The sequence below is a fragment of the Enterobacter soli genome (assembly GCF_964208575.1).
Taxonomy (GTDB): domain Bacteria; phylum Pseudomonadota; class Gammaproteobacteria; order Enterobacterales; family Enterobacteriaceae; genus Enterobacter; species Enterobacter soli_A.
On record NZ_CAXOFU010000005.1, the window covers coordinates 146,663 to 160,599 of the forward strand.

Below are 13,937 nucleotides of genomic sequence, written 5' to 3' on the forward strand. Positions count from 1 at the left end.
TTTGTTTCGAAACAGAGAAATGCAAATACCTTAAATCGGAAAGTTGATATCCGGCAATTTTCCACGGTGAAGGAAACTATTTGATTAACCGCGAGTTTTGCACAACACTGCCAGTAGTTACTTCTTTATCAGGATTTCCTATGTCACTCACCCGACCAAGAACGGAACGTGGCGCCTTTCCGCCGGGAACCGAACACTATGGCCGTTCATTTTTAGGCGCGCCGCTAATCTGGTTTCCGGCACCGGAAGCCGACCGCAACAGCGGCCTGATCATTGCCGGAACTCACGGCGATGAAAATTCCTCGATCGTCACGCTTTCCTGCGCCCTGCGCACGCTGGCGCCAGAGCTGCGCCGTCATCACGTGATCCTGACGGTTAACCCGGACGGCTGTCAGCTTGGGCTGCGGGCCAATGCGAGGGGCATCGACCTGAATCGTAATTTCCCGGCGGCAAACTGGCGTGCGGGCGAAACGGTGTACCGCTGGAACAGCTCGGCGCAGGAGCGCGACGTGGTGCTGCTGACGGGTGACAAGCCGGGCTCGGAGCCTGAAACCCAGGCGCTGTGCCAGCTGATCCACCGCCTGCATCCGGCCTGGGTGGTCTCCTTCCACGATCCGCTGGCCTGTATTGAAGATCCCCGCCACACGGCGCTGGGGCAGTGGCTGGCGGATGAGTTCGCCCTGCCCCTGGTCACCAGCGTGGGCTACGAAACGCCCGGCTCGTTTGGAAGCTGGTGCGCCGACCTGGGGTTACACTGCATTACCGCCGAGTTCCCGCCCATCTCCTCTGACGAAGCGAGCGAGAAATACCTCAAGGCCATGGTCGGACTGCTGCGCTGGCAGCCTCAGAGATGAAGCGTGCCGGTCGTAAAGTGCAGGGCTGGCGAGACATCCACCGCCAGCCACGTCGGGCCGTCCAGATCGGCAAAACTCACCTGATTCACCAGCGGTAGCGCTGCATTGATGGCCCTCGACGTACACAGCATACAGCCGAGCATCAGCGCAAACCCCTGCGCTTTGGCCTCGTGCGCCAGCGCCAGCGCCTCGGTTAAGCCGCCGGTTTTATCCAGCTTAATATTGACCATCTCGTAACGACCCTTGAGTTCGCCGAGGCTTTCTCGCGTGTGGCAGCTTTCGTCTGCGCAAATCGGCAGCGGGTGGATGAAGTTCTTTAGCGCGGCGTCGTCTTTTGCCGCCAGCGGCTGCTCCAGCATAGCCACGTTAAGATCGGCCAGAAGCTGGCAGCGCGCCGCCAGCCCTTCGCTGTGCCATGACTCGTTCGCATCAACAATCAGCGTGGCGTCGGGCACCGCCGAGCGGATAGCGACCATGCGCTCGCTGATCAGCCGATCGTCGAGCTTCACCTTTAACAAGGTCGCACCGGCGTCGTACAGCGCCTTCGCGCTGGCGGCCATCTGTTCCGGCTCGCCGATGACCACCGTTTGCGCGGTCACCACCATGGAGGGCAGCGTGATATCCAGCAGGTCGGGCAGCGCGCGCTGCTGTTTCGCGGATTCAAGGCTCCAGAGCGCACAGTCGATGGCGTTTCGAGCCGCGCCCGCCGCCAGACGGTTTTGCAGCGCGTCGCGGGTCAGCCCCTGCTGCAGCTCGGGCACCAGGGTCATCACCTGGGCCATTACCGAGGCCAGGCTCTCGCCGTAGCGCGGATAGGGCGTACACTCGCCGACCCCTTTCACGCCGTCCTCTTCTATCTCCACCACCACCACGCAGGCTTCGCTGCGGCTGCCGCGGGAAATCACGAACGGGGAATGCAGTGGCCAGGCTTCTTCGTAGACTTTCACGCTTCTCATTCACTTACTCCTTGCGGCCCCGTGAGGCGGTAAAAATTGGTTTGCCGTGTTATCCGCTGTTGGCATACACTAGCCCCGACGTTAACTATATGTAAACAGGAAGATATCTATGTCACAACTCGTTCATTTCCAGGGCAACCCGGTTGCTGTTGCAGGTTCCATTCCGCAGGCCGGTAGCAAAGCGCAGGCGTTCACTCTGGTGGCTAAAGATCTGTCTGACGTCACCCTGAGCCAGTTTGCAGGCAAACGTAAGGTGCTGAACATTTTCCCAAGCATCGACACCGGCGTTTGTGCAGCCTCCGTGCGCAAATTCAACCAGCTGGCCACCGAAATGGACAACACCGTTGTGCTGTGCATTTCCGCTGACCTGCCGTTCGCCCAGTCCCGCTTCTGCGGCGCAGAAGGCCTGAGCAACGTAATCACCCTTTCAACGCTGCGCAACCCGGACTTCCTCGAGAAATACGGCGTGGGCATCTCCGAAGGCGCCCTGAAAGGCCTGGCCGCGCGTGCAGTGCTGGTCATTGATGAAAACGACAACATCGTCTTCAGCGAACTGGTTAACGAAATCACCACCGAGCCGGACTACGCTGCGGCGCTCGACGTGCTGAAAGCCTGATCGGTCGATGTATAAAAACCCCGCCTGAGAGCGGGGTTTTGTTTTTAGGGGCCAGTGACTTATTCGTCACCCTTCTTCTGGTTTAAACCGTATTCGCGCAGCTTATTCGCAATCGCGGTATGGGACACCCCAAGACGTTTCGCCAGCTTGCGGGTGCTTGGATAGCTGCGGTAAAGCTGGGTTAACACCGAGCGTTCAAAGCGGCTGGTGATGTCATCCAGCGAACCTTCCATCGCCTCTTCGCCCACCGATACCGTTCCCGCATCGTAATCCGGCAGCAGAATGTCCTGCGGACGCAGCTCATACCCTTCAAGCTGGGTCAGGGCGCGATAGACGGCGTTTTTCAGCTGGCGAATATTGCCCGGCCAGCCGTAGCGGGTCAGGACGTTACCCAGATCGGCGGACAGCTTCGGACGCGGCACGCCCTGCTCGTCGGCAAAGCGCGCCACGAACAGCTCGGTGAGCGGCATGATATCCTGCGGACAGTCCCGCAGCGGCGGAATGTTAAGCGTCAGCACGTTCAGGCGATAATAGAGATCTTCGCGGAATACCCCTTTTTGCACCAGCTCCACCAGGTTCTTCTGGGTGGCGCAAATCACGCGCACGTCGACGTGCACCTCATGATCTTCCCCCACCCGGCGGAAGGTGCCGTCATTGAGGAAGCGCAGCAGCTTGGCCTGCATCCGCGGCGACATTTCGCCGATCTCGTCCAGCAGAACCGAGCCGCCGGTGGCCTGTTCGAAGAACCCTTTTTTGCCCTCCGGCGCGTGGCCGAAGAGTTCGCTCTCCACCGCGTCTTCCGGAATCGACGCGCAGTTCAGCGCCAGGTAAGGCTTCGCCGCGCGCGGGCTGGCGAGATGCACGGCGTGCGCCAGCAGATCTTTCCCGGTTCCGGTATCGCCCGTGATGAGCAGCGGCGCGGTCAGATTCGCCAGCTTGCGCGCCTGGTCGACCACGTGACGCATTTTCGGGCTGACGGCGATAATCTGGCTGAATGCCCCGACGTCCTGGCTGGAGAGGTTTTGCAGCTGGCGTCCCATCCGCACGGTTGAGCGCAGCATGATGACCGCCCCGGTCAGGACGCGGGCGTCATTTTCCCCTTTCAGATAGACCGGGGTGATCTCCATCAGGAAGTTCTGCCCGTTGATCACCACGTGCTCGCTGTGGGTGTTTTGCGGGTTGCTGTCGAGCCAGCGCTGGAAGTTAAAGCCGGGGATCAGCTGCGTGGCGTGGTGGTTGCTGAGCTTTTCCTGGCTCTGGGCAAACAGCTGGCAGCTTGCCAGGTTCACGCGCTCGACCTTGCTTTTCAGATCCAGCGATAAAAACGGCTCCGGCATCGCTTCAAGCAGCGCGCTCAGCGCCAGATGCTCGCGCTCGGAGGGCATCCACGGAATGGTTCTTACATCCGTAACGCCAGCGATACGGCGGATCTCAGCCATCAGGCTGCTGAATGTATTGAATTCAATTTCGGCAAAATTGAGGTAAATTCGCCCGACAGGATCGATCTCAATGCCACGTAAATCAATGCTACGCAAAACAAGCAGATCGAGTAACTCGCGGGTCAGACCGAGTCGGTCTTCACAAAAGACTTCCAGACGCATGGGAAATTCACCGTTTAAGCCATTAACATTAAAATAATATGTCAGAATGCGGGGATCGGGAAGATGGCTGTCAACAAATATTGACAGCCTGATGGTTAAATGGACACGTTATGGCGGGAAATTAGGCTTTCTTGTTGAGGGTGTCTTTGAGCTGCCCAATCAGCTCGCGGCGGAAATCGCCCAGACGCGGCTTGTCGCCGTCGATCCACGGCAGCGGGCGGCAAATCTCCATCGCTTTAATGCCTAAACGCGCGGTCAGCAGCCCTGCTCCCAGCCCCTGAGCGGCTCGCGCGGACAGGCGCGCCGCCAGATCCTGAGACATCCAGTCCATCCCTACTTCCCGCACCAGCTCGCTGGCGCCGGCAAAGGCAATGTTCAGCAGTACCAGGCGGAACAAGCGCAGGCGGCTGTAATAGCCCAGCTCGATGCCATACAGCGTGGCGATGCGGTTGATCAGGCGCAGGTTGCGCCAGGCGATAAACGCCATATCCACCAGCGCCAGCGGGCTGACGGCGATCATCAGGGTGGATTCCGCGGCTGAGCGGCTGATTTCACGCCGCGCCTGGGCATCCAGCACCGGCTGCACCATATGGGCGTAGAGGGAAACTATTTCCCGGTCGTTCTGGGTTTCATGGATGGCGGCATACCAGCGCTGAAGCGCCGGATGAGACTTGTCGAGCCCGGCCTGGGCTGCCAGCTTCTCGCAGAACGCGCGTCCTTTTCCGGTGGCGTGGCTGTGCAGCAGGTCGCGCGCTTCGTCACGCTCGTGGGCGCGCTGGCGCAGGCGCCACAGGCGACGCCACTCGGTGGCCAGAGATCCAACGCCCGCCCCGATAATCAGCGCCCCGGCCGCGCAGCCGCCCAGCGCCACCCAGTCCTGGGTTTGCCAGGCGTTCATCGCCCACTGCACGCCCTGCCCGACCACGCTAACGCCAAACAGCGCCAGCCCGGCGGTGACCATTCTGCGCCACAGGCTGCGCTTAGGGCGCAGCGCCGCTTCCACCACCGCTTCGGCCTGGCCTTCTTCTACCAGCGGCTCGTCGGTCAACGCGGGGGCAAAATTATCCGCCTGCGGGCCGCTGAAGGTTTGCGCCGCCCTGAAGGCGTCAATCGGCGCCTGCTCAAGCTGGCCGCTAAAGTCCATGCGCGGTTTTAAGGGTTCCATCATCGCAATTTATCTCCAATCAAAAACTCCAGCGCCGCATCAAGACGAATATGCGGCAGCGGCTGGTCAACGTTCATCGCCTGAGGGCGAAATGCTTCGAACTGGAAGCCCTGGTTTTGCCAGAACGCCTGACCCGGCAGCCGCGCGGGCACTTCGCCGGGATAAACGGTGAGCGGCTCGCCGTCGCTGAGGCGATTCCCGCGCAGCGCCGGGATCTTCTCGCCGTTGACGTCAATCAGCCCGCTCTGCGTGGCCTGCACCGACGCCAGTCCCAGGCAGTCCATGCTAATCCCTTCAAACGCGGCGTTCTGCCACGCGTCCTGCACCAGCTGCTGGAGCAGCGACACCATGTTGGCGTGCTGATCGAGCGTTACGTGGTCGGCCTTGGTGGCGGCAAACAGCAGCTTGTCGATAACCGGGGCAAACAGGCGACGAAACAGCGTGCGCTGCCCGTAGTGGAAACTTTGCATCAGCTGCGTCAGCGCCAGGCGCATATCGTTAAACGCCTGCGGCCCGCTGTTGAGGGGCTGCAGGCAATCCACCAGCACAATCTGGCGGTCAAAGCGCAGGAAGTGGTTCTTGTAAAAGCCCTTCACCACCTTTTCGCAATAATAGTCGTAGCGCTCGCGCAGCATCCCCGCGTTGGTGTGTTTATCGGCCTGCGCCAGCTTCGACTCGCCGCTCGCGTCCACGTCCGGCCAGGGGAAGAACTGCAGCGCTGGCGCACCGGCCAGGTCGCCCGGCAGGACGAAACGCCCCGGCTGGATGAAGTGCAGCCCTTCCTGCTTGCACTGATGCAGGTAGTCGGTCCAGGCTTCGGCGACCTGCGCCAGGCGGTTTTCATCGGCGGGCGCGAGCGGGTCAAGACCTTCGCAAAGCTGCCGCCATTTCGCGGACCACTCGGCGCGCTGCCCCTGCAGCAGCCCGGTCATCTGCCGCGACCAGCTCAGGTAATCCTGCGCCAGCATCGGTAAATCGAGCAGCCACTCTCCGGGATAATCAACGATTTCCAGATACAGCGTGGAGGTGTCTTTGAAGTGGCGCATCAGGGAGTCGTTTGAGCGAAACCGCAGCGCGAGGCGAATTTCGCTCACGCCGCGCGTCGGCGTCGGCCAGGCGGGCGGCGTGCCGTACAGCTGCGCCAGCCCTTCGTCATAGGTGAAGCGCGGAATGCCAAAATCCCGCTGCGGCACGCGTTTTACCCCCAGCAGCCGCTCTTCCCGAACAGCGCTGAGCAACGGCAGGCGTGCGCCGGAGTGCAGGTTTAAAAGCTGGTTTACCATCGCGGTGATAAATGCCGTTTTACCGCTGCGGCTGAGTCCGGTCACCGCCAGCCGCAAATGGCGGTCGACGCCGCGGTTAACCAGAGAATTGAGTTCGTTTTTGAGTCGCTTCATCGCCGTCCTTTTTGCCTGAAGGCGTTTCTGTTCTTAGAAATATACATGGGGACAATATGAAAGGAATAAAACCGTAAAGCAAAACGACACGCCGTTGAGCGTGTCGCGTAGGTTTATTTCAGCTTACCGGAAAGGCGACCGGCTAATTTTCTCAGCATCGGTTCCAGCGCCACAGCCAGCAGCATCCTCACAGGCTTGCGGGCTACCGATTTCACCGCCCAGCCTGCAACCCCTGCCGGGCCGTAGCGTAAGGCGGTGAGTAATACCAGCTTCCCTGCGATTTTCAGGCCAGGCTTAACCTTTTGACCCGCCTGCTGCCAGGTGTGATTCATTCGCGCTCCTTATTAAAGCTGACGAAAACGGCTTCTTAACGTAAAGGTGTCCGACGTAACGTAGCGCTCCATTTCGCGCAGACGCTTCTCTCCGGCTGCCAGCTGTGCGTCGACGGCACTCAGCAAATCGCCTGAGGTTGGCGCATTTTCAGCGGCCAGCTCGCCCTCGGGCATCGGGTCGAGCACAAAGGATAAAATGATGTACGCGACCAGGGTGATAAAGGCCAGACCGAAGAAAATTGACAGCACCGTAACCACGCGTACCAGCTTCACCGGCACATCCAGATAGTGGGCCAGACCGGCGCACACGCCGCGAACCATGCCCTGCTGCGGAATACGCCACAGCTTTTTATTCAGATTGATTCCCATTAACGATCCCTCCAGTTCGGATGTTCCGCATCAAGGATGGCTTCCAGTGCCTGAATGCGTTCGCGCATTTTGTTTGCCTCGTCGGATAGCTGCACCAGACGCTGCTGTTCGTTCTGGGAAAGCTCGCCGCGAGAAGAACGATTGCTGTAATGCAGCCATAACCAGATCGGCAAAACGAACAGCACGAAAATGGTCAGGGGAATTGCCAGAAAAAGCGCGCTCATGTGTACTCCTTGTCTTACGATGCGTGGCGGCACGCGGGGTGCCGCCTATTTTATTATTGGTTATCTTGCTTCATTTTGGCTTTCAGCGCAGCCAGCTGCTCGCTGATTTCATCGTCCGCTTTCAGGTCGGCAAACTGCTGATCCAGCGTTTTTTGCTTGCCGATGCTGTGGCTTTCCGCCTCGGCTTCCATGTGGTCAATACGACGCTCAAAGGATTCAAAGCGGGCCATCGCCTCATCAAGCTTGCCGCTGTCCAGCTGACGACGAACGTCGCGTGACGAGCTGGCGGCCTGATGGCGCAGCGACAGCGCCTGCTGACGCGCACGGGTCTCGCTCAGTTTGTTCTCAAGCTCGCCGATCTCTTTCTTCATACGGGTAAGCGTATCATCAACCAGCGTCACTTCATGCTCCAGCGTACCGACCAGGTCGGTCAGCTTCTGCTTCTCGATCAGCGCAGCGCGCGCCAGATCTTCTTTATCTTTACGCAACGCCAGCTCGGCTTTTTCCTGCCATTCGTTGAGCTGCGCGGTGGCCTGCTCAATGCGGCGCGAAAGCTGTTTTTTCTCAGCCAGCGCGCGGGCGGAGGTTGAGCGTACTTCAACCAGCGTGTCTTCCATTTCCTGAATCATCAGACGCACCAGCTTCTGCGGATCTTCCGCTTTCTCCAGCAGCGAGTTGATGTTGGCGTTCACGATGTCGGCAAAACGAGAAAAAATACCCATAATTCAATCCTCACAGTTCTGTTATCGGGCGATGCCCTGCTGAACAGTTAATACAAATCCCGTGCCAACTTTTTATCTTATTGATTTCACTGAGTCTGATTGATTTTACACCGTTTCACCGCTACTCTCACCTGGTGAATATCGCTAACAAGTGGTGAATTTAACGATGGCTGAATTTAAAGATAACCTCCTCGGGGAAGCCAACAGCTTTCTTGAAGTGCTGGAGCAGGTGTCGCGCCTTGCGCCGCTTAACAAGCCGGTGCTGATTATCGGGGAGCGCGGCACGGGTAAAGAGCTTATCGCCAACCGCTTGCACTACCTGTCAGGCCGCTGGGACGGCCCGTTTATCTCCCTTAACTGCGCGGCGCTGAATGAAAACCTGCTCGATTCAGAGCTTTTTGGTCACGAGGCGGGCGCCTTTACCGGCGCGCAGAAGCGCCATCCCGGGCGGTTTGAGCGCGCCGACGGCGGCACGCTGTTCCTCGATGAGCTGGCAACGGCCCCGATGCTGGTGCAGGAAAAGCTGCTGCGCGTGATCGAATACGGCGAGCTGGAGCGCGTGGGCGGCAGCCAGCCTTTGCAGGTGAACGTGCGCCTGGTTTGCGCGACGAACGCCGACCTGCCGCAGATGGTGGCTAAAGAGACCTTCCGCGCCGACCTGCTGGACAGGCTGGCCTTCGACGTGGTGCAGCTTCCCCCGCTGCGCGAGCGCCGCAGCGACATCATGCTGCTGGCAGAGCAGTTCGCCATTCAGATGTGCCGGGAGCTCGGGCTGCCGCTCTTTCCGGGGTTCAGCGACTACGCCCGGGAAACGCTGCTCCGCTACCGCTGGCCGGGAAACATTCGCGAGCTGAAAAACGTGGTGGAACGTTCGGTCTATCGCCACGGCAGCAGCGACACCGAGCTGGACAACATTATTCTCGATCCTTTTCAGCGCGAGACGCCCCGCACGGAGGCGCCTTCGGCACACGCCAACGCCCCCCTGCTGCCGCTTGACCTGCGCCAGTTCCAGCACAATCAGGAACAGCAGTTACTGGAGCAGAGCCTGAAAGAGGCCAAATATAACCAGAAACGGGCGGCTGAACTGCTGGGTCTGACCTACCATCAATTAAGGGCATTGCTCAAAAAGCATCAAATGCGCTGACATTATCAGCACTTACCCGCAGACATTTTTACGAAGCAGGCGTAAGTGCGATACACTTTGCAGATCGAACCTAAAAACCTTAAAAATTATGCGTCTGGTTTTATCGTCCCTGATTGCGATCGGTCTGTTCAGTCAACTGGCCTTTGCTGCGCCCGAGCGTCCTGCGCTTCCTGATATTCGCGATAGCGGATTTGTCTATTGTGTCAGCGGGCAAGTTGACACCTTTAACCCGCAAAAGGCGAGCAGCGGCCTGATTGTCGACACTCTCGCCGCACAGCTTTACGACCGCCTGCTGGATGTCGATCCTTATACCTATCGCCTGGTGCCGGAGCTTGCCGAAAGCTGGGAAGTGCTCGACAACGGCGCGACCTACCGCTTCCGCCTGCGCGATGACGTCGCGTTCCAGCGCACGCCGTGGTTCACCCCAACGCGCAAGCTGAACGCGGACGACGTGGTCTTTACCTTCCAGCGCATTTTTAACCGCAGCCACCCGTGGCATAACGTGAACGGCGGCAGCTTCCCCTATTTCGACAGTCTGCAGTTCGCCGATACGGTGAAAAGCGTGCGCAAGCTCGACAGCCATACCGTTGAGTTCAGCCTGACGCGCCCGGACGCCTCCTTCTTATGGCACCTGGCAACCCACTATGCGTCGGTGATGTCCGCCGAGTACGCGGCGAAATTAACCCAGCAGGATCGCCAGGAGCTGCTCGACAGGCAGCCGGTCGGCACCGGGCCGTTCCAGCTCGCCGAGTACCGTTCCGGGCAGTACATTCGCCTCCAGCGCCACGAGCATTTCTGGCGCGGAACGCCGCTGATGCCCCAGGTGGTGGTCGACCTGGGTTCCGGCGGGACGGGGCGCCTCTCTAAGCTGCTCACCGGGGAGTGCGACGTGCTGGCCTGGCCTGCCGCCAGCCAGTTAACCATTCTGCGCGACGACCCGCGCCTGCGCCTGACGCTGCGCCCGGGCATGAACATCGCCTATCTGGCATTTAATACCGACAAGCCGCCGCTGAATAACCCCGCCGTGCGGCACGCGCTGGCGCTGGCGATCAACAACCAGCGTCTGATGCAGTCCATCTATTACGGCACGGCAGAAACCGCCGCCTCTATTTTGCCGCGCGCCTCGTGGGCGTACGACGGCGAGGCTAAAATTACCGAATACAACCCGGCGAAGGCGCGCGAGCAGCTTAAAGCGCTGGGCATTGAGAACCTGACCCTACAGCTGTGGGTGCCGACCAGTTCGCAGGCCTGGAACCCGAGCCCGCTGAAAACCGCCGAGCTGCTGCAGGCGGACATGGCGCAGGTGGGCGTAAAAGTGGTAATCGTGCCGGTTGAGGGTCGTTTCCAGGAGGCGCGCCTGATGGACATGAATCACGATCTGACCCTGGCAGGCTGGGCAACGGACAGTAACGACCCGGACAGCTTCTTCCGTCCGCTGTTAAGCTGCGCGGCCATTAATTCGCAAACCAACTACGCCCACTGGTGCAACCGCGAGTTTGACGCCGTGCTGCAAAAAGCCCTCGCGTCGCAGCAGCTGGCCTCGCGCATTGACGCCTACGACGAAGCGCAAAACATCCTGGCGAGAGAGCTGCCGGTGCTGCCGCTTGCCTCTTCCCTGCGCCTTCAGGCCTACCGCTATGATATTCGCGGGCTGGTGCTGAGCCCGTTTGGTAACGCCTCGTTCGCAGGCGTGTCGCGTGAACCCGAAGAGGTGAAAAAGCCGTGATTATTTTTACCTTGCGTCGTCTGCTTCTGCTGCTGGTAACGCTCTTCTTCCTGACCTTTGTCGGCTTTAGCCTGAGCTACTTCACGCCGCACGCCCCGCTTCAGGGCTCGTCGCTGTGGGACGCCTGGCGATTCTGGTTTATCGGGGTGCTGCACTGGGACTTCGGGGTGTCCAGCATCAACGGGCAGCTCATTTCGGAGCAGCTGAAAGAGGTCTTCCCGGCGACGATGGAGCTGTGCATTCTGGCCTTCGGCTTTGCGCTGATGGTGGGGATCCCGGTGGGAATGCTGGCGGGGATCTACCGCAATAAATGGCAGGATAAGTTTATCAGCGCCCTCGCCCTGCTCGGCTTTTCGATCCCGGTCTTCTGGCTGGCGCTGCTGCTGACGCTGTTCTTCTCGCTCACCCTTGGCTGGCTGCCGGTCTCGGGCCGTTTCGACCTGCTTTACGCGGTGAAAACGGTCACCGGGTTTGCGCTTATCGACGCCTGGCTGTCCGATTCCGTCTGGCGGCATGAAATGATCGTTAGCGTCCTGCGCCATATGGTGCTGCCGGTGCTGACGCTGGCGGTTGCGCCCACCACCGAGGTGATTCGCCTGATGCGCATCAGCACTATCGAGGTGTTCGATCAGAACTACGTGAAGGCCGCGGCAACGCGCGGCCTGTCTCGCCTGACGATTTTACGTCGTCACGTGCTGCACAACGCCCTGCCGCCGGTGATCCCGCGTCTGGGCCTGCAGTTCTCAACTATGCTGACGCTGGCGATGATCACCGAGATGGTCTTTAGCTGGCCGGGGCTGGGGCGCTGGATGATCAACGCCATTCGCCAGCAGGACTACGCGGCCATTTCTGCCGGGGTGATGGTGATTGGCTCGCTGGTAATTATTGTTAACGTTCTTTCCGATATTTTGGGTGCCATGGCCAACCCGTTGAAGCATAAGGAATGGTATGCCTTACGATAGCGTATACAGCGAAAAGCGCACGCCCGGTGCGCTACGTACCGTGTGGCGTAAATTCTATGGTGACACCACGGCGATGATCGGCCTGTACGGCTGCGGCGGCCTGGCGCTGCTGTGCATCTTCGGCGCGTGGTTTGCGCCTTACGGCATCGATCAGCAGTTCCTCGGCTATCAGCTGTTACCGCCTTCGTGGTCACGCTACGGGGAAGTGTCGTTCTTCCTCGGCACCGACGATCTGGGGCGCGACGTGCTGAGCCGTCTGCTGAGCGGCGCGGCGCCTACGGTGGGCGGCGCGTTCGTGGTGACGCTGGCGGCGGCGGTTTGCGGGCTGCTGCTCGGGATCTTCGCGGGCTGTACCCACGGCCTGCGCTCGGCGGTGATGAACCATATTCTCGATACGCTGCTCTCTATTCCTTCCTTGCTGCTGGCGATTATCGTCGTGGCCTTTGCGGGCCCACACCTGTCCCACGCCATGTTCGCCGTCTGGCTGGCGCTGCTTCCGCGCATGGTGCGTTCGGTCTACAGCATGGTGCACGACGAGCTGGAAAAAGAGTACGTGGTCGCCGCGCGTCTGGATGGCGCTACCACGTTCAACATTTTACTGTTTGCCGTGCTGCCGAACATTGCCGCCGGCGTGGTGACGGAAATCACCCGCGCCCTGTCGATGGCCATTCTCGACATCGCGGCGCTGGGCTTCCTGGATCTGGGCGCGCAACTCCCCTCTCCGGAATGGGGAGCCATGCTCGGCGATGCGCTGGAGCTGATTTACGTTGCCCCCTGGACGGTTATGCTGCCGGGCGCGGCCATCATGGTCAGCGTCCTGCTCGTCAACCTGCTGGGCGACGGTATTCGCCGCGCCATTAACGCGGGGGTGGAATAATGCCGTTACTTGATATCCGCAACCTGACCATTGAATTCAAAACCGGCGAAGGCTGGGTGAAAGCCGTGGATCGCATCAGCATTACCCTTGCGGAGGGGGAGATTCGCGGTCTGGTGGGCGAATCCGGCTCGGGGAAAAGCCTGATCGCCAAAGCGATTTGCGGCGTAGCTAAAGACAACTGGCGCGTCACCGCTGACCGTATGCGTTTCGACGATATCGACCTGCTGCGCCTTTCGCCGCGCGAGCGCCGCAAGCTGGTGGGTCATAACGTATCGATGATCTTCCAGGAGCCACAGTCCTGTCTCGATCCGTCCGAACGCGTCGGCAAACAGCTGATGCAGAACATCCCGGGCTGGACGTACAAGGGCCGCTGGTGGCAGCGCGTTGGCTGGCGCAAGCGTCGCGCCATCGAGCTGCTGCACCGGGTGGGCATTAAAGATCACAAAGACGCCATGCGTAGCTTCCCTTACGAGCTGACGGACGGCGAGTGCCAGAAGGTGATGATCGCTATCGCGCTGGCAAACCAGCCGCGCCTGCTGATCGCCGACGAACCCACCAACGCGATGGAGCCCACCACGCAGGCGCAGATTTTCCGCCTGCTGTCGCGGCTCAATCAGAACAACAACACGACAATTTTGCTGATCAGCCACGACCTGCAAATGCTCAGCAAGTGGGCGGATAAAATCGACGTGATGTATTGCGGGCAGACGGTGGAAACCGCCGTCAGCGAAGAGCTGGTGAATACGCCGCATCACCCGTATACCCAGGCGCTGATCCGCGCGATCCCGGATTTTGGCAGCGCGATGCCGCACAAAAGCCGCCTCAACACGCTGCCGGGGGCGATCCCGCTGCTGGAGTCGCTGCCGATTGGCTGCCGCCTGGGGCCGCGCTGCCCTTACGCCCAGCGTAAATGCATTGAAACGCCTCGCCTGACGGGGGCGAAAAACCATCTGTACGCCTGTCATTTCCCGCTGAACATGGAGAGAGAGTGA

15 protein-coding genes are annotated in these 13,937 nt (G+C 60.0%); 7 read left to right on the forward strand and 8 right to left on the reverse strand.

Going from position 1 to position 13,937, the window contains the following annotated elements:
• Positions 1–140 precede the first annotated feature (140 nt).
• Positions 141–854 carry a murein tripeptide amidase MpaA gene (gene mpaA / locus AB6V08_RS06920; protein WP_368541997.1) on the forward strand — a complete coding sequence of 238 codons (714 nt, stop codon included), beginning with the start codon at positions 141–143 and terminating at the stop codon, positions 852–854.
• Here the strand turns inward: mpaA and ycjG are convergent.
• Positions 845–1,810 (reverse strand): L-Ala-D/L-Glu epimerase, encoded by a 966-nt coding sequence (gene ycjG / locus AB6V08_RS06925; RefSeq protein WP_368541998.1) that lies wholly within the window; start codon positions 1,808–1,810, stop codon positions 845–847. The two genes, mpaA and ycjG, sit on opposite strands and share 10 nt — an antisense overlap.
• Positions 1,811–1,919: 109 nt before the next feature.
• On the opposite strand from ycjG, the gene tpx reads away from it, so the two are divergent.
• Entirely contained in the window at positions 1,920–2,426 is a 507-nt protein-coding gene (gene tpx, locus AB6V08_RS06930; RefSeq protein ID WP_368541999.1) for a thiol peroxidase, read from the forward strand.
• A gap of 59 nt (positions 2,427–2,485) precedes the next feature.
• Here the strand turns inward: tpx and tyrR are convergent, their stop codons facing one another.
• The 7 genes from tyrR to pspA all read right to left on the reverse strand — a co-directional run bounded on the left by tyrR (position 2,486) and on the right by pspA (position 8,236).
• Complete coding sequence (gene tyrR / locus AB6V08_RS06935; protein ID WP_368542000.1) at positions 2,486–4,027, reverse strand: transcriptional regulator TyrR; 1,542 nt, start codon at positions 4,025–4,027, stop codon at positions 2,486–2,488.
• 121 nt (positions 4,028–4,148) lie between these two features.
• The gene (locus AB6V08_RS06940; RefSeq protein WP_368542001.1) at positions 4,149–5,195 is read right to left on the reverse strand and encodes a TIGR01620 family protein; all 1,047 of its coding nucleotides are present in this window, start codon (positions 5,193–5,195) and stop codon (positions 4,149–4,151) included.
• Entirely contained in the window at positions 5,192–6,589 is a 1,398-nt protein-coding gene (locus AB6V08_RS06945) for a YcjX family protein (protein WP_368542002.1), read from the reverse strand. Before AB6V08_RS06945 ends, AB6V08_RS06940 begins: the two co-directional genes overlap by 4 nt.
• Positions 6,590–6,702: 113 nt before the next feature.
• Positions 6,703–6,921: a phage shock protein PspD gene (gene pspD / locus AB6V08_RS06950; RefSeq protein WP_368542003.1), complete on the reverse strand. Its 219-nt coding sequence runs from the start codon at positions 6,919–6,921 to the stop codon at positions 6,703–6,705.
• Between the two features lie 12 nt (positions 6,922–6,933).
• A complete protein-coding gene (gene pspC, locus AB6V08_RS06955) occupies positions 6,934–7,290 on the reverse strand; it encodes an envelope stress response membrane protein PspC (RefSeq protein WP_368542004.1) in 357 nt (118 codons plus the stop codon).
• Positions 7,290–7,514 (reverse strand): envelope stress response membrane protein PspB, encoded by a 225-nt coding sequence (gene pspB / locus AB6V08_RS06960; RefSeq protein WP_368542005.1) that lies wholly within the window; start codon positions 7,512–7,514, stop codon positions 7,290–7,292. Before pspB ends, pspC begins: the two co-directional genes overlap by 1 nt.
• A 53-nt stretch (positions 7,515–7,567) precedes the next feature.
• Positions 7,568–8,236, reverse strand: a complete 669-nt coding sequence (pspA, locus tag AB6V08_RS06965; RefSeq protein ID WP_368542006.1) for a phage shock protein PspA — start codon at positions 8,234–8,236, stop codon at positions 7,568–7,570.
• A gap of 166 nt (positions 8,237–8,402) precedes the next feature.
• On the opposite strand from pspA, the gene pspF reads away from it, so the two are divergent.
• The 5 genes from pspF (at position 8,403) to sapD (ending at position 13,937) form a co-directional block, all read left to right on the forward strand.
• Positions 8,403–9,380, forward strand: coding sequence for a phage shock protein operon transcriptional activator (gene pspF / locus AB6V08_RS06970; RefSeq protein ID WP_368542007.1), 978 nt, complete (start codon positions 8,403–8,405; stop codon positions 9,378–9,380).
• Positions 9,381–9,468: 88 nt separating this feature from the next.
• Positions 9,469–11,106, forward strand: a complete 1,638-nt coding sequence (gene sapA, locus AB6V08_RS06975; RefSeq protein ID WP_368542008.1) for an ABC transporter substrate-binding protein SapA — start codon at positions 9,469–9,471, stop codon at positions 11,104–11,106.
• The gene (gene sapB / locus AB6V08_RS06980) at positions 11,103–12,068 is read left to right on the forward strand and encodes a putrescine export ABC transporter permease SapB (RefSeq protein ID WP_368542009.1); all 966 of its coding nucleotides are present in this window, start codon (positions 11,103–11,105) and stop codon (positions 12,066–12,068) included. The genes sapA and sapB overlap by 4 nt, the downstream gene beginning before the upstream one ends.
• The gene (gene sapC / locus AB6V08_RS06985; protein ID WP_368542010.1) at positions 12,055–12,945 is read left to right on the forward strand and encodes a putrescine export ABC transporter permease SapC; all 891 of its coding nucleotides are present in this window, start codon (positions 12,055–12,057) and stop codon (positions 12,943–12,945) included. Before sapB ends, sapC begins: the two co-directional genes overlap by 14 nt.
• Positions 12,945–13,937 (forward strand): putrescine export ABC transporter ATP-binding protein SapD, encoded by a 993-nt coding sequence (sapD, locus tag AB6V08_RS06990; protein ID WP_368542011.1) that lies wholly within the window; start codon positions 12,945–12,947, stop codon positions 13,935–13,937. Before sapC ends, sapD begins: the two co-directional genes overlap by 1 nt.